The sequence below is a fragment of the [Clostridium] scindens ATCC 35704 genome (assembly GCF_004295125.1).
In the GTDB taxonomy this organism is placed as follows: Bacteria; Bacillota; Clostridia; order Lachnospirales; family Lachnospiraceae; genus Clostridium_AP; species Clostridium_AP scindens.
Genome location: NZ_CP036170.1, coordinates 3,201,633 through 3,217,945 on the forward strand (window position 1 = coordinate 3,201,633; position 16,313 = coordinate 3,217,945).

The 16,313-nt window shown below is 48.7% G+C and carries 11 protein-coding genes and 1 pseudogene; 3 read left to right on the forward strand and 9 right to left on the reverse strand.

The features are described from left to right. Positions 1–3: 3 nt before the first annotated feature. The 7 genes and pseudogenes from HDCHBGLK_RS16480 to infC all read right to left on the reverse strand — a co-directional run bounded on the left by HDCHBGLK_RS16480 (position 4) and on the right by infC (position 10,265). Positions 4–7,359, reverse strand: coding sequence for a non-ribosomal peptide synthetase (locus HDCHBGLK_RS16480; protein WP_130574626.1), 7,356 nt, complete (start codon positions 7,357–7,359; stop codon positions 4–6). 88 nt (positions 7,360–7,447) lie between these two features. Beyond that, positions 7,448–7,804: a fluoride efflux transporter CrcB gene (gene crcB / locus HDCHBGLK_RS16485; RefSeq protein ID WP_004606648.1), complete on the reverse strand. Its 357-nt coding sequence runs from the start codon at positions 7,802–7,804 to the stop codon at positions 7,448–7,450. After that, positions 7,801–8,340 (reverse strand): cysteine hydrolase family protein, encoded by a 540-nt coding sequence (locus tag HDCHBGLK_RS16490; RefSeq protein WP_004606647.1) that lies wholly within the window; start codon positions 8,338–8,340, stop codon positions 7,801–7,803. Before HDCHBGLK_RS16490 ends, crcB begins: the two co-directional genes overlap by 4 nt. Positions 8,341–8,417: 77 nt before the next feature. Beyond that, a pseudogene (locus tag HDCHBGLK_RS20115) lies at positions 8,418–9,066 on the reverse strand (TrpB-like pyridoxal phosphate-dependent enzyme); the annotation flags it as partial. A gap of 85 nt (positions 9,067–9,151) precedes the next feature. Further along, entirely contained in the window at positions 9,152–9,508 is a 357-nt protein-coding gene (gene rplT, locus HDCHBGLK_RS16500) for a 50S ribosomal protein L20 (RefSeq protein WP_004606644.1), read from the reverse strand. A gap of 32 nt (positions 9,509–9,540) precedes the next feature. Beyond that, entirely contained in the window at positions 9,541–9,738 is a 198-nt protein-coding gene (gene rpmI / locus HDCHBGLK_RS16505) for a 50S ribosomal protein L35 (RefSeq protein ID WP_004606643.1), read from the reverse strand. Between the two features lie 32 nt (positions 9,739–9,770). Beyond that, complete coding sequence (infC, locus tag HDCHBGLK_RS16510; protein ID WP_004606642.1) at positions 9,771–10,265, reverse strand: translation initiation factor IF-3; 495 nt, start codon at positions 10,263–10,265, stop codon at positions 9,771–9,773. Between the two features lie 343 nt (positions 10,266–10,608). Between infC and HDCHBGLK_RS16515 the strand changes: the two genes are divergently transcribed. The 3 genes from HDCHBGLK_RS16515 to mscL all read left to right on the forward strand — a co-directional run bounded on the left by HDCHBGLK_RS16515 (position 10,609) and on the right by mscL (position 13,632). Further along, positions 10,609–11,964, forward strand: coding sequence for a sodium-dependent transporter (locus HDCHBGLK_RS16515; protein ID WP_004606641.1), 1,356 nt, complete (start codon positions 10,609–10,611; stop codon positions 11,962–11,964). 237 nt (positions 11,965–12,201) lie between these two features. Further along, a complete protein-coding gene (locus HDCHBGLK_RS16520) occupies positions 12,202–13,071 on the forward strand; it encodes a LysR family transcriptional regulator (RefSeq protein WP_004606639.1) in 870 nt (289 codons plus the stop codon). 120 nt (positions 13,072–13,191) lie between these two features. Next, positions 13,192–13,632 carry a large conductance mechanosensitive channel protein MscL gene (gene mscL, locus HDCHBGLK_RS16525; protein ID WP_004606638.1) on the forward strand — a complete coding sequence of 147 codons (441 nt, stop codon included), beginning with the start codon at positions 13,192–13,194 and terminating at the stop codon, positions 13,630–13,632. 298 nt (positions 13,633–13,930) lie between these two features. On the opposite strand, the gene HDCHBGLK_RS16530 is transcribed toward mscL, so the two are convergent. Continuing rightward, a complete protein-coding gene (locus HDCHBGLK_RS16530; protein WP_039909654.1) occupies positions 13,931–14,794 on the reverse strand; it encodes a DegV family protein in 864 nt (287 codons plus the stop codon). Beyond that, positions 14,775–16,196, reverse strand: coding sequence for an MATE family efflux transporter (locus tag HDCHBGLK_RS16535; protein WP_004606636.1), 1,422 nt, complete (start codon positions 16,194–16,196; stop codon positions 14,775–14,777). The genes HDCHBGLK_RS16530 and HDCHBGLK_RS16535 overlap by 20 nt, the downstream gene beginning before the upstream one ends. Between the last annotated feature and the right edge of the window lie 117 nt (positions 16,197–16,313).

A 16,313-nucleotide genomic window follows, 5' to 3' on the forward strand; every position in this document is an offset into this window, starting at 1 on the left:
ACCTCACTCACCTCTGCTTTCCATAAAACATATCTTTAATATCTCCGGATCCGGCTTTGGCCAATAGAATCCGATCTTTGCCAGTGCCTCCCGGGTCCTTCTGCAATCCATGATCATATGGGAGGCGGCCAGTTCGCCCGAGAACCAGCTTTGCGCAAACGCCTGCACATAAGGTGAATCCGACGAAGTTCCTGCGATCTCCAGTTCCCTCTCGAACTCCCGGCGTCCTACCGTTTGAATCTCCCCGCAGGCATCCAGTATCTCCCGGATGGATATTTCTTTCGGATTAAATATATGGAATGCTCCTCCTGTCTCTTCTGAGAGTCCTACAATGGCTTTGGCAGCCAGATCCACATAGGTGGTCTCCAGCCCTGTATCTCTTAGTTCCTCCGGCATCTTTCCGAATTCCAGTAATCCCTTTATCAGTCGGTAATATGCATTGCTCTCCTGGTTTTTCTGGAATTTCCCTGAGTAAGAATTACATACCACTCTTCCTACCCGGAATATTCTGGCCGCCAGCCCCTCTTCCTGAGCCTTCGTCACCTCATACTCGGCAAGCATCTTGCTCATGGTGTACGGATTCTCCATCCAGTTCTGGCCTACATCCAGATCCTGTTCCTCAAAGATGGCCTTTGCCTGCGGCGCATCCAGCAGATATTCCCCTGCCACGCTCACTGTAGAGATATGCATGTAAGATGCGCGGGCTTCCCTTGCGAATTCTATGGCTCTTTTGGTTCCTGTCACATTGGTCTTAAGCAGTTCATCCTCCGGCGCGAAATGCCTGACATCCGCCGCGCAGTGATATACCACGGCCACCTCGTCTGCAAGCCTTGCGAAGTTCTCGTCATCCAGTCCGAAATGTTCCTGGGTGAGGCTGCCGACTACAGGAATCAGAAGGTGCTGATGCTCCCGGCAGAATTCGGGGCCGAAATGCCACCGCAATGAATCAAACAGCCGTTTCTCGTCGCCTCTTACCAGGCAGCAGGCCTTCTTCCCGGCATCCGCCAGTTCCTTGACCAGATAGCTTCCCAGATATCCGGTTGCCCCTGTGACCAGCGCCGCGCCTTCTTTTACAGGAATGCTTTTCACTTCAGGCAGATACCTGGGGAGCCTGGCTAGTTCAGGGATATTCCCCGCTGCCTTCTTTTCTTCGATCCCCTCCTGCCTTTTGCACAGCCTGTCAATCTGCTCTCTCAGGGACGGATAATGATAGAAATCGTTGATGGAAAATGCCAATTGTCTCTGATGATACTGATTCAATATAATAATTGCCGTAAGGGAGGTCCCTCCCTGCTGGAAAAAGGATACTTCAGGATCTGGATCCTTTCCCAGAACCTCGCTCCAGATTGCAGTCAGCGCGCCTTCTTCTGTCACCTCCATCGTCTCGCAGGCCTCCTGGTTGGCCGCTGGCAATGCCTCCCATACCTTCTCTTTCTTCTCCATAGCAGCAAGCAGTTTTAAATCCGTTTTTCCGCTGGCCGTCCTTGGCAGTTCATCCAAAAGGATGATTTCGGAAGGAAGCATATAGTCCGGAAGCCGATCCTTAAGATAAGCGCGCATCTCCTTCTCCTGGTATTCCTTCTTTGGAACCACCGCGCCTCTAAGGAATCTGGGAATTCCATCCTTCATGATGGGAACCACCGCTGCCTCCTTAGCCAGCCCGGATTGGAGCATGACGGTTGCAATCTCCACTGGCTCAATCCTGTGTCCATTTAACTTCAGCTGGGTATCCACCCGCCCGATACACTGCCAGTTTCCATCAGCCCGCTGTCTTCCCCGATCCCCGGTCTTATACATCTTTTCCTTCGGATTCTGGATATCCGGGACGAAAACTTCGCTGGTCAGTTCCGGCTGGTTGATATACCCGGCCGACAGGCACTCTCCGGCAATATAGATCTCTCCCACTGAGGTGGGAAGCACCGGCTTTTTCTCCTCATCCAGAAGATAATAGCGGCAGTTCCCGATCGGCTTCCCGATATGAATGCTGCGCTCCATACGGATCTCTCCCTGACAGTTATGCACCGAAGTCTCCGTAGGTCCATAGATATTGAATATCCGCGCTTCAGTAAGGGCGCAGAGCCGGTCTTTTAGTTCCATGGTCCATGGCTCTCCAAGGAGGATGATGATCTGAATGTCCGCCAATGCCTTGCAGAAACTTTCATCGTTCATGCACATCAATATCCTTGACGGAGTCAGCTGCAATATGGAAACCTTGTCTGTTCGGATTCTTTCGGCCATCTTCCATGGAAGCATCATCTCTTCCTCATCGGCAATGCTGATTCCGTGTCCCTTTGCGGATGCCAGGATGGTCTCCGTCGTGAATACGTCAAATACGCAGTTGGATGCACATAAAATCTTCTGCTCCTGTCCTCCCAGAAGCGGATCTAAATGCGCCATCAAGTTGGACAGGGACTTATGAAGCATCATTACCCCTTTGGGCTTTCCGGTAGATCCGGACGTGAAGATGACGTTTGCTACATCTTCCGGAGAGTTTACGGGAAGCGCTGTTCTTGTCACCTCCTGCGGCCCTTCGTATCTTAAGACCTGGCAGGGTATATCCTCAAACGGCTCCGTCTCCCTGTCATACACGGCCACTTTCACGTCTGCCTGCCTGAGCATGTATCGTATCCGTTCCTTTGGGAAAGCCGGATCTACAGGAACATATGCGGCCCCAGCCTTCAGGATTCCAAACATCATTACCAGCATGTCGCCATTTCGCCTGGTCAAAAATGCCGCCTTATCTCCCGGCAGGACTCCTTTAACAAGCAGCATAGCTGCCAGATTATCCGACCGCTCCTTCAATTGCCGGAAGGTATAATGCCTGCCTTCTCCCCACTCCACGGCCCTCTTGTCCGGCATCAGATATGCCATATCATCCATTGCCTGATCTACAGTGGCGCAGTCATAGGGAGTCCGCATACGGTTTGGCTGTTCTACAAGCCTCAGCCGATCCTCGTATCCAAGCCATGGAATGTCTCCCACCATGGATACGCCTCCATTAAGGACTGCGCGTATTCCCTGGATCAGGCATCTTCCATAGAATGCAGCCGTCACTTCATCGAACAGGCAGGCCGCATATTCCATCGCGAACCGATAATGACCGTCTATACAGGTAGCCTCCAGATGCAAGTCGATCTTGACCGAATGCGTGTCATAAGGCACATAGGAAAGTTCTGCCTCGCCTAAGACCGTTGTAAGCCGTGATACAGGAGTCAGGCTGAATAGCGTGCTATACAGCGGATTGCGTCCCTGCTGGCGTTGCTCGTGGGCCAGGCCAATTATCTCTTCCAAGGAAATATCCTGGTAATCCTGAATTCCTGCAACCATTTTCCTGACCTTCCCAAAGTAATCTTCTATCGTCTGGCTCCCCTCGACATCCAGGAAGATTGGGAGCGTATTGACGAAAACGCCCGTCATCTTCTCAAGTCCCGGATTACGCCTTCCTGAAAATGGAGAGCCTATGGCCGCGGTATTTTCGCAGGCAAAACGCCCCTGCATCATAGCGAATACTCCCAGCAGGAACATATAGGGCGTAATCTTCTTATCCTTACAATACATCTTAAGGCTCTCATCCAGTTCTTCCGGCAGTTCAAATCCATATCTGCCTCCGGCCCCGTCGAATTCGGAAGGCCTGGGCCTGTCCGGCACGAAAGCGCTCTTTGGAATTTTCTCTGGAAGAATCTTCTTCCAGTATTCTCTGCATTTTACTCCGGCCGTCTCCATATTTTCATTTACCCACCACGCAAAGTCTACATAGGAAAGTTCGGGCAGATGAACCTCCTTCTGGCAATAGTAGTCATGAAGACGCTCAAATATGATCTGACTGCTGATTCCGTCCGATATAATATGGTGCATGTCAATGATGATATAAGGCTCATTTCCTTCCGCCTTCACCATTGCTGCCCTGAAAAGCGGCGCCTTTCCCAGATCAAACGGCCGGACAAACCGTTCCATGGCTTCTTCTATGCGGCCGCACTCCATCCATTCTAACTGAAAGTCAGCCTGGCTGCTTACCCTGGCAATCAGTTTTCCCTCCTGCATCTCAAACTGTGTCCGCAGCAATTCATCCTCTTCTATCATCCGGGCCGCTGCCTGCTCCAGGCGCCCAAAGTCCAGCCAGGCGCTGGCCTTGAAGGCTGCTGGCATATTGTAGCCTACCTTTGTGGCATCCTGACTGTGCATTACGAAGAATCCGGATTGTACCGGAGTCGGCGGATACCAGCCTCTCTCCCTTGCCTTCGGAATCCTGCGGCCTTTTAGGATGCTATCTTCAATACCAGCTCCGCGAAGGAGGCAGGCAAACCTTCTCACCGTGCTATTGGCATACAGATCCTGTATCTGAATCACTTTCCCGAATTCTTTCTCTGTCTCGGTCAGCATAAATACCGCATTCAGGGAATCCCCTCCGGACAAGAAATAATCCGAATGAATGCCAAGGCCGGGCTTTTCTAATATCCGCTGCCAGATGGCAAGAATCTTTTCCTCCCATTCATCAGCCGGGGCTTCTTCCATGTCGGGTAATTCCGGCTTCGGAAGCCTTCCAACATCAATCTTTCCATTACCGGTCACCGGCAATTCTTCTACCCTTGCAGCATATACCGGCTGCAGATACCTAGGCAGATAAAGAGCTCCATAGGAAAGAAGGGCCTCCCCTTCCAGTCCCTCTTTCGCCATATAATAGGCGATCAGCTGGTTCTCGTATACGGTCACTGCAACCGCGTTTACCAGCGGATGCCTCCCTAATACGGACTCTACCTCCGCCAGTTCGATTCTATGTCCCAGCAGTTTCACTTGGCTGTCATTGCGGCCAAGATACAGGATACTTCCATCTTCCGTCCATTTTCCGATGTCGCCCGTCCTGTACATGCGCTGCCCTTCCATAAATGGATCTTCTACGAAGCGTTCCCTGGTCAGTTCCTCCCGGTTATGGTACCCTCGCGCCAGGCATTCCCCGCCAATATACAATTCTCCGGCAGATCCCACTGGAAGCGCATTCCTGTTTTCATCCAGAATATAGATCCTGCAGTTAGCAAGGGGGCGTCCGATCGTAACCTGCCCTTTTCCGTCCACTGCCGCATGGCTAACAGCAACGGTTGCCTCCGAAGGACCATACTGGTTATAAAGGGTTGCCGGCGTATAATCCCGCAGTTTAAGATAAGTGTCCGGTACCAGGACCTCCCCGCCGCAGATCAGCGTCTCTATATGGGACAGGGAGCGCAGAAATACCTGATCATTCTGGTAGGCTTTAAGCCTGGAAGGAGTCAATGCCATGAATCCTACATCGTAGTCCATGATCAGCCTTCCCATCTTCTGCGCGTCATTCATCTCTTCTTCCGTGGCCATCACGATGGTGGCTCCATTCAGAAGCGCAATGACGCTCTCCAGCAGAAATGCGTCAAACCCCACATTGCAGATAGACAGTACTGCCCCCTTTGGGTACAGATCCTTTATAGCCTCCTTTAGATTCATCACGCTGTGCTGTTCTACTTCCACGGCTTTGGCGCTCCCCGTGGTTCCGGAAGTATACACAAGGTATGCCAGGTCTGACGGCTTTTCCTCTGGCGGAAGAATCTCTATCTTCTGGCTGCCATGCAATTCTTTCAGAGTCCTTGTCGCTATATCCGTGCCAGCCCAGGCCAGAGAATCGTCGGTGATACAAAGCGCCGCCTGACTGTCTTTTAACAAGTCCGCGATCCTTCTCTGAGGCTGCGCGGGGTCCATCAGCACCCAGCTGTTGCCGGACAGGATGATTCCGCACAAGGCTGCAAGCAGCCCTTCCTCCCGCCGTGACAACAGGGCAACGGTATGCCTGCCTTCCGGCAAAAACTGTCGGATTCCTCCTGCGATAAGGGCCGCATCATTCATCAGTTGTTCATAAGAAATCCGCTTTCCCCTGCAGATCAGCGCGATCTTTCCTTCATTCTCTCTTGCTGCTTCCAGAAGACCAGTTCCAATCCCGGCGTTCCTGTCATACCAGGCATTGGTTTTATTAAAGTCAAAGATTACACGTTCTTCCTCCTCTTCTTCCAGGATGGGAAGTTCGCCCACAGGCAGGTCCGGATTCTTCAGCGCCTCTTTCAGGATCTTTACCAGGCGGCCATGCAGCGCGTCAATCTCAGACGCAGAGAATATCTGGGTCAAGTAATCGTAATCCACTACGAACTGGTTGCTGGCATCCCTGCTGCTTAAGTGGATGCACAAGGTCTCGCTCTGGTAGCCGCAGTACATCCATCGGCCCTCCAGCGTCACGCGGGCCCCTCTTAGATGATCCATCTTGCCATTCTGGTAAGAAAGCGCTATCTCGAACAGCTGGTCTGATGCCACTTCATTTCCCGTGTTAGCCAATTTCTTAATGTCCTCGAAAGGCAGCCTCTGATGGTACAGCAGATGAAACCAATCGTCTTTTAACTTATCATTGAACTCGTTCCAGGTAGATGCCGTATCTAGTTCATTTACAAAGGGAAGCGTATTGACAAACATTCCTCCTGACTGCTTTTCCTTGTAGTTCAGCCTGTTGATCGTAGGAACCCCGATACAGAACCTCGCCTGTCCCCTTACCCGTCTCAAGTAGATGGCAAGAGCCATATAGAACACTGCAAACGGGGAAACCTTCTCCTGCTGGCAATACCTTGCGATCATGCGGTTCAGACGGCCGGGAAGCGGATAGGACCTGCGAAGTCCCACTGGGCTGATATGGGCACACTGATGCTCCTTTGCCAGTGCCGGCAAGATATCTCTTAACTGCTCCTTCCAGTAATCCCGGTCCCTCTGATAAACCTTCGACTGCCTATATTTCTGTTCAGATTCAATATGAAGCCTGTAATCAGGCGCAATCTGACACTGTGTCTCTTTATCCTGCAATAGTTGAAAATAGTTATAAATAATATGATTTGTCACAAGAGCATGCGACCATGCATCCGCAACAATATGATGGACTCTTGTCAATATTCCGCCTGAACTGTCTGATCGCTTAAATATAAGCATTTGACACAGCGGAGAATCACATAGCGTAAAATGTTCTCTTGCCACAGACTGATACCAGGTATCAATCCCCTGTTCATTCGTTCCTGTAAAATCGAAAAATTCCGCTCTCCCGGGAATCTCTTCCGAGATATATTGGCACGGTCTGCCATCCCTTACGGTAATTCTAAGCCGCAGGGTTGGAAATGCCTTGTATGCAAGTTCTATACATCTCTGAAGGTATTCAATATTCAAATTCCCCTCTATCTTAAGTGCCGTGCAGATATTATTCATGGGTAGGCCTGGATGTGCCGATTCCAGGTTCCAGATATTCTGCTGGCTGTATGATAAAGGAAAGAAATCTACTGGCGTCCTCTCATTTTCTCTTCGTCTCTCCATCGTCTGCCTCATCCTCTAGTAAATAAAAATCTCTCATTATCAGTAATGTATTTATTATATAACAAACCTATGGAAAGCACCAGATAATTTACGTCAATTTTTCTCCCAGCCACACCCCGGCGATGCATCCGACCACGCTGAGCAATATATAAAGCAGGGCAGGAACCTTCTGTCCTTGTTCAAGCATTCTTAACGATTCCAGGGAGAAGGTGGAAAAAGTAGTGAAGCCGCCGCATACTCCCGTCTTAAGAAACAAGACGGCGTAAGGGCCAGCCTCGCGCTTTGCCGCCAGGCCCACGACAACTCCGATAAGGACGGCCCCTGCCAGATTCGTCACCAGCGTCAGCACCGGAAAACCGCCTTTCCAGGGAATGAGACTGATGACATATCTGAAAATGGCCCCAATCGCCCCTCCAAGCCCTACCCATAGGAATCGGGCCATCATGCCTCCAGCACCTTGATCTGGCACATCTGCATCGCCTTTAACGCATTCTCATGGCTCTCTTTCGTAACTCCGGCGCAGCAGGCGGCATCCACAATGACCGGCACTTCCGGCAGGAACGCCTTTACAATCATGGCATTGGAGATTACGCAGATATCCGTACACAGGCCTACGAATGTAATGGATTCAATGCCAGTCTCCCCTTTCGCCTTTAAGTCCTGATCCTGGGCCCGAAGCAGGGGGCCTAACGCATCGCTTCCAAACGTACGCTTGTCAATGGGCATCTCTTCTCGCTCCGCTTCAATCTCCGGATGAAGTTCCCATCCTTTGGTTCCCTTGATACAGTGAGGAACCGGAAGGTTCCTGCCTTCCTGGGTATCCAGATATTTCTCGCTATGGGTGTCCCTGGTATAAAGGATACGTCCTTTAAATCCTTTGATCTTCTCCACTACTTTTGGCACGATCGCTACCGCTTCTTTCGTTCCCAGCGCTCCGTCAATAAAATCATTCTGCATATCTACTACCACTAAGATATCCATATTCCTGCCTCCTTTTCGGATTGTCTACTGCTTCTATTATATACGAGATCGCGCCAAAAGCAATTCTTTTTAATCTCCTACTGCATATTTCCCGGAAATCTTGGGATTCCATCAAATCCTTTTTTCAAGTCCTCATCGGAAGGAATGTAGTCGGTCATCTCTTTGTTGTGGAGCTTCTCGTATGCCACCATATCAAAGTAACCGGTACCGGCCAGCCCGAACACGATAGTCTTCTCTTCCCCGGTCTCTTTACATTTGAGCGCCTCGTCAATGGCAACTTTGATGGCATGGCTGCTCTCCGGCGCGGGGAGGATTCCCTCCACTCTTGCGAAACGCTCGGCAGCCTCGAATACAGCCGTCCGCTCCACAGACCGGGCCTCCATATATCCATCCGCATACAGCCGAGAGAGAATGGGACCATTCCGGTGTCGCAGAAATCATAGGCACATACGCCTCGGGTAAGGCTCGGGCAGGAAGCCGGCTCTGCGGCGATAAAGTGATATTCCTTCTCTCCCCTTAATTTCTCTCCCATGAATGGAGAGATCAGGCCTCCAAGGTTCGAACCGCCACTTCCACAGCCTCGGATATAGCACAACCCAAACTTCCAGTCGTGCCCGGATGCTCTTCCAGGATCTTGCGCCCTATCTGCGTCTCTTCTGATGGGGACGGCGTGACGCTGGCTCCATAGGTACGCATCACTTCCCTTCGGAAAGGCTTCTGCTCGTATTATTTCCTTCTTTTTCTTTCATTGCATAAAAAACCGGATACAACATGTGTATCCGGCCTTCATTCTCTTTCTTATCCGCTATAATTAAGCAACCTTAGCCTTTGCAAGTTCTGCCAGTGTTGCGAATCCTTCTGCATCGTTTACAGCCAATTCTGCCAGCATCTTTCTGTTCACGTCGATGTTAGCCAGTTTTAAACCGTGCATGAATTTACTGTAAGATAATCCATTCATTCTTGCTGCAGCATTGATACGTGCGATCCAAAGCTGACGCATCTGGCGCTTGCGCTGCTTTCTTCCTGCATATGCAGATGTGAGCGCTCTCATAACAGACTGTTTTGCAACTCTGTACTGCTTAGAACGTGCTCCTCTGTATCCTTTTGCTAACTTTAATGTCCTATTGTGTCTTTTCTTAGCGTTTAATCCGCCTTTAATTCTTGCCATGTCCTATTTCCTCCTTCAAATCATCCCACATCTTACAGATATGGAAGAACTTTCTTCATGTTCTTTACGTTAGTTGCATCAGTAATGATTGGCTTTCTAAGATTTCTTTTTCTCTTTGTAGATTTCTTAGTTAAGATATGGCTCTTATAAGCTTTATTTCTTTTTAATTTTCCTGTACCTGTTTTTTTGAAGCGCTTTGCAGCCGCTCTATTTGTTTTAATTTTTGGCATGATAAGTTCCTCCTTAGATTTTTAATTTATTTTTAACGTTTTTCAGTTAAAACCATACTCATACTTCTGCCTTCCAGCTTCGCCGGCTTTTCAACCACTGCCACATCCTCAAGCAGTTTTGCAAAATCATCCAAAATGTGCTTGCTCTGCTGCATATGTGCCATCTCGCGTCCTCTGAAACGCAGGGTAACCTTTACTTTATTCCCTTTGCTGATAAACTTCTTTGCATTATTCACTTTCGTATTAAGATCGTTGGTCTCAATATTCGGGGAAAGACGCACTTCCTTTACTTCAACGGTTTTCTGCTTCTTCTTTGCCTCTTTTTCCTTTCTTGCAAGTTCATATCTGTACTTTCCATAATCGATGATCTTGCAAACTGGTGGCTGGGCTTTTGGAGCAATCTTCACCAAGTCTAACTCTGCTTCCTGTGCAAGTTTCATGGCTTCTCTTGATGACATAATGCCTAATTGTTCTCCATCCTCTCCAATCACTCGTACTTCCTTGTCTCTGATCTGCCCATTAATCATTAAATCGCTAATTGTTGTGCACCTCCATCATAAAATAAAAATAAGTGAATAGTTTACAGACTATCCACTTGCATACCCGCATAAAATGACCCTTCACGAGCCTTTATACTCAATATCAGACCAATAGTCACCCGATCGTGCTATGGTGAGAGTGGATACTCTACTTTGTTTATTGCTTCACGCAAGTTATAATTTACCACACCCAATGTGGGATGTCAACTGGTTATTTTACATTTTTTCCGCAGAAGTTACTGTTCTTCTTGAAAAATTTGTCCATTCATGTAATAATAGAGCATAATCTATTTTTTTGGGATGACAGACTATATTGAGGAGGTTTTTAAACATGCAAAAAAGGAGCAACTTTTCCAGCAAATTGGGATTCGTGCTGGCTGCTTCCGGCTCAGCGGTAGGCTTGGGAAATATTTGGAGATTCCCTTACCTTGCGGCTAAATATGGGGGCGGAACATTTTTATTGATTTATCTGATCCTGGCGGTGACATTCGGCTTTGCGCTCATGACTGCCGAGATCGCGCTAGGACGTAAGACAGGATTAAGCGCTATTGGCGCTTTCAAGTCCCTGGATAAGCGTTTTGGCTTTTTAGGAGTACTTGCATCCATTGTTCCTATTATTATCTTTCCTTATTATTCCGTAATCGGAGGATGGGTAATCAAGTACTTTGCCGTATTCATCAGCGGCGGCTCAGCAGCCTCAGCCGGAGATACCTACTTCTCTGACTTCATCGGCGGCACTTTCGAGCCTTTGGGCTGGTTCTTCCTGTTCATGGCATTGACTGCGATCATCGTACTGTTCGGTGTTGAAAAAGGAATTGAAAAGGTCAGCAAAGTCATGATGCCGATCCTTGTCGTTCTTACCGTTATCATTTCCATATATGGCCTGACTCTGGATGGAGCTATGGAAGGCCTTGTATATTACATACAGCCGCATATGTCGGATGTATCAGCCAAGACGATCCTTGCCGCTATGGGACAACTCTTCTACTCCATGTCTCTGGCAATGGGAATCATGGTTACCTATGGCTCTTATATGAAGAAGGATAATAATCTGGAAAGTTCCGTTCGCCAGATCGAAATGTTCGATACCGGCATCGCTTTCCTTGCAGGCCTTATGATCATTCCTGCCGTATTCGCATTCTCCGGCGGTGACCGTTCCGCGCTCGGCGCAGGCCCTGGACTGATGTTCATTACGCTGCCGAAAGTATTTGCCAGCATGAAATTCGGAGGGGCGATCGGCACGATCTTCTTCCTGCTGGTATTCTTCGCGGCTTTGACATCCGCAATCTCCCTGATGGAGACCATCGTATCCATCTTCCGGGATAAGTTCCACTGGGGACGAAGGAATGCATGCCTTTTCGTGGCAGTTCTTGCGCTGATCTTAGGGGCTCCGTCTTCACTGGGCTTTGGACCGCTAAGCTTCATCAGCTGGATGGGCATGTCCGTACTTGATATCATGGACTTCGTAAGCAACAGCGTCCTGATGCCGATCGTCGCATTAGGCACCTGTATCTTTGTCGGATTCATTATCCGTCCAAAGACGATATCCGACGAAGTAAAAGAGACCGATGGCAAGTTCAAGGCAGAAAAACTGTTCAGTGTCATGATCAAATGGGTTGCCCCCATCTTCCTGGTACTGATACTTGCAAGTTCCGTAGCAAGCGGCCTTGGCTGGTTCTCAATTTAATAGATTAATCAGTTAGATTAGAAGGGCCTGATGGAATGAATACCTCCATCAGGCTTTTTTTATATCCTGTCCCTATTCCACAATCCACGCTTCTACGTCTGTAGCCTTGATCCCTCCTGCTGTCCATTTATTCTTATTATACTGCTTTTTTTCTCCCCCACAACTTGTTTTTGAACGGAAATACCTGTACTATAGAATTAGAACCTGTCGGAAACAGCATCAAAAGGAGTTGAGACAATGGATCTTAGAAAATGGAGCGTACTGCTCGCAGTCGTTGACTACGGAAGTTTTACCAAAGCCGGCGAGGAACTTAACTATACCCAGTCCGGCATTACGCATATGATGAAATCCCTGGAACAGGAAGTCGGATTTCCGCTCTTTAACAAAGGCCACCACGGCGTCTCTATCACGAAAGAAGGAAAAGCCCTTCTTCCGGCAATACGGAATCTTCTCTCAGCCAACGAGTCGCTGAATCAGGAGATATCCTTCCTCAAGGGAGCCAAGAAAGGTACCTTGACCATCGGGACCTATATCAGCTGTTCCATACACTGGATTCCCGAGATCATCCAAGAATTCCAGAAAGAGTACCCCGGCATATGTTTTGAGATCAGCGAGGGCCATGAAGGCGACCTGATCGACTGGGTGGAGAACCACAAGGTAGATATCGGGTTCATCAGTTATCATGAGCATCAGCCTTACGAGTTCATCCCGGTCTGCGACGATCCTATGATGGCCGTGGTACCGAAAGGCCACCCCTTTGCCCAATATGACGAAGTTCCCATCGAATGGTTTGAAAATGCGCCTTTCGTCTGCTCTGAGTATACTTACGGCAATGATGTCCACCGAATCCTGAAGACCGCCGGAATAAAGCCGGATATCAAGTATACCACCAGCACGGATTTCTCGATCCTGTCCATGATCGAGCACAACCTGGGCATCAGCATATTGCCTGAGCTTGTTCTTCGCGGCCAAAGCGGCAATTTTGAGACACGGCCTCTAAAGCCTCTCTCCTATCGGCGGCTGGGCATGGCTGTATCCTCCTTCCGGGATATGTCGCCTGCCATGAGAGTCTTCATCAAATATGCGCGGGACTATCTTCTGTCCTGACGTACTTTGCCCGTAATCCTCTCATCTCTACTCAAATAATAATTGCAATTCCTATGTTTCTACACTAAAATTGTAGAAAAAGGTTTTATCAGGAACCGTACATAAGAAAGGGAAAATACCATGGCAAAAAAAGGCTTTATCGGCGAATTTAAAGATTTTATCAGCCGCGGGAACGCAATGGACATGGCTGTCGGCGTTATCATCGGCGGCGCTTTCTCCGGCATCGTAACTTCATTGACTGAGGATATCATCTCCCCCATCCTGGGCTTATTCGGAGGCATAAATTTCGATCGGCTCTCTGTAAACATCCTGGGAGAGGTCACCTTGAATTATGGCAAGTTCATCACCGCTATCGTTAATTTCCTCATCATGGCATTGATCATCTTCTTCATCATGAAGGCAGTGAATACCTTAGAGGCTCAGGCAGCAAGATTAGCCCGTCTGGGAAATGAGCAAGAGGCTCCAGCGCCCACCACAAAGATTTGCCCTTTCTGCAAATCAGAGATTCCCATCGATGCCACCAGATGCGCCCACTGTACCTCTGAGTTGGAGCAGTCGTAAGAGATCTTTCACATGCTGCGCAAATCCGACGGGGCATAGCCTATAAGAAAAAAGACAGTCACAAACTTATTTGTAACTGTCTTTTTCGGTTGCCTTAGTTCTCGTGTCCTTCTTTATGAAAAAGGCTTGTTGCGCCATACAGCGCTCCTATAGCAACGATTGCCCATCCAATCAAATTCAACATCTGTCAGCACCTCCTCGCAGAAAAATTATTACTCTCTTCGTACTTTTAGTATAAATCTTTTTTCCACTCTTGTGAAATGAGGCTTATTTATGCTGACATTACACTTCTTAATGTTTATCTCGACTGTCCCATGCTGAACACGGCAACGACGCCCGGACCCGTATGGCTTCCGATAACCGTGCCAATATTGTTGATCAGGATATTGGTGACACCCATCTTCTCTTCCACCAATTCCGCTACATACTGGGCGTCTTCTATACAGTCTCCATGGGTGATCATGACGATGTCGTTTTCCCATCCTTCAGCCTGTTTTGCAGCCATATCCACAATCTTGTTCAGAGACTTCTTTCGGCCTCTCTCCTTGCCGATCACCTGAAGGTATCCCTGGTTATCCACATGAATGACTGGCTTGATCTGTACCATGGTTCCCAGAATAGCCGTCGTCTTGGATACGCGGCCTCCCCTTTGCAGATGGTTCAGATCATCTACCGTTACAAAATGGCAGACATGCAGTTTATTTTCCTCCACCCACTTTGCGACCTCTTCGATGGTCTTTCCTTCCTCTTTCAGTTTCAGTGCATAATAAAGCAGAATTCCCTCTCCCAGACAGGCGCAAAGCGAGTCAATCACGATGATCTTCCTGTTCGGATACTTATGCTTAAGTTCTTCTCCAGCGATACGCACGCTGTTATATGTTCCGCTCAGCCCGGATGAGAAGCCCAGATGCAATACATCCTTGCCTTCCTGAAGCATGGTCTCTAATGCGGCTTTGGCCTCGTCAGGATTCACCTGAGAAGTGACTGCCATCTTCCCCTCCCTGAGTTTTTGGAAGAATTCCTTGGACGACAGTCCGTTCATATCTTCATAGGTCTCTCCGTCAATCGTATATTTTAATGGAATAACCGGAACATTTCTCTCAGCGAGCCATTCCTTCGGCAAATCTACCGTGCTATTTACACTAATTATATAGTCGCTCATTATTTCCACCATCCTCTCCTTGGTCTGCACTAATCATATCATTGTTCCCCATATTACGCAAAACCTTTTTCACTGTAATGACAAATAACACGCTCGTCGCAAGCACCGAAATGATGTCTGCCACCGGCTCTGCTCTGTAGATGCCTATAACGCCCATGAACTTAGGCAGGATAATCGCAAGCGGAATCAGCAGAATCACCTTCCGAAGCAGCGCAATAAACAGGGACACTTTCGCCTGCCCCAGGGCCAGGAATGTTGACTGGCACGCAGACTGAATGCCAAAGATCGTGATACCGAAGAAATAAATCGGCATAACCTGGCAGGTCAGTTTCACCAGCTGGTCATTATTCGTAAATATTTCCGCATAAACGCCCGGTGCAAAGACGGCAATCCCTGCAAGAACGATCGTTGCCAGAAAGCAGACCGCGATCAGCCGGATTATTGCTCCTTTGACCCTGCTTTTATTTCCTGCGCCGTAATTATAGCTGATGATCGGCTGTACGCCCTGCGTGATTCCCTGTATCGGAATTACGATCAGCTGCATGATGCTCGTCATAATGGACATGGTTCCTACATACAAGTCCCCTCCGTACTTCTGAAGTCCGGAGTTTAACGTAATGTTAACCAGGCTCTCCGTGCTTTGCATGATAAATGGAGAGATTCCAAGCCCTCCGATATGCTTTACCACATCCCCCTTCAGGCGCATATTCTTTGCCTTCAGCCGAATCACGCTTTTCTTGGAGGTCAAAAACTTGATCACCCATGCCGCGCTGACGGCCTGGGAAATGATTGTCGCCAGAGCAGCGCCCTTTACCCCCATTCCAAATACAAAGATAAATACCGGATCCAGGCAGATATTGATAATTGCTCCGATCAAAACGGAAAGCATGGCAATCCTGGCTTCTCCCTGACCGCTGATAAATGTATTAAGCCCCACAGCGAACTGGACGAATATCGTTCCCAGCAGATAGATTCCAATATAACTTTCCGCATACTGAATCGTCGTCTCGCTGGCCCCGAATGCATACAGAACCGGAGTCTTAAATATCGAAAAGCCAATGGTCAGCACCACCGAGAAAATCACCAGCAGTCCTGCCGAATTGCCCAATATCAGTTCCGCCCGGTCATAATCGTGCTTTCCAAGCTGGATTGACGCAAGCGGCGCGCCGCCCATTCCCGCAAATGCGCTGAAAGCCGCAATCAGCATGATAATTGGAAACGTAACCCCAACCCCTGTCAGGGCCATATCTCCATATCCTTGGATATGCCCGATATAGATCCTATCTACTATATTATATAATACATTGATCAGCTGGGCTGCAACCGCAGGAACCGCAAGCGACACCATCAACTTCCCCAAACGCTCGCTGCCAAGCCTCTCATCCTTCGTCGTTTCTTGCATTATGTACACCTCTCTTTAAAAAATACGCATTGTTTATTATTTTAACACGGTCTGGGGATAATGTAAAATGGGATTTTTTTATTTTGGTGATCGCGGGCGGAGAGTGGGGAGGCGTTT